General features: G+C 69.1%; 1 pseudogene. It reads left to right on the forward strand.

What is annotated here, in order from left to right:
- Nucleotides 1-277: pseudogene (locus EN807_RS35155) on the forward strand (cysteine synthase); the annotation flags it as partial.
- Nucleotide 278 lies beyond the last annotated feature (1 nt).

The raw sequence follows: 278 nt of genomic DNA on the forward strand, positions 1-278 counted from the left end.
GGTCATGCCGATCGCTGGGCCGGAGGGCATCAAATGGGCACGGGCGCTGGCCCAGAAGGAAGGCATCTTTACCGGCATTTCCGGCGGCGCCACCTTCGCCGTTGCGCGCCAGGTCGCCGAGAAGGCGCCGGCCGGATCGGTGATCCTGTGCATGCTGCCCGACACTGGCGGGCGCTACAGGTCGACACCGTTGTTCGACGGCATCGAGGCCGAAATGGACGCCGGCGAGATGGCGCTGTCGCGCTCGACGCCCGGCTGCCAGTTCCCGGCGGCTTGAC

It is taken from the genome of Mesorhizobium sp. M5C.F.Ca.ET.164.01.1.1, from assembly GCF_004792125.1.
GTDB lineage: Bacteria > Pseudomonadota > Alphaproteobacteria > Rhizobiales > Rhizobiaceae > Mesorhizobium > Mesorhizobium wenxiniae.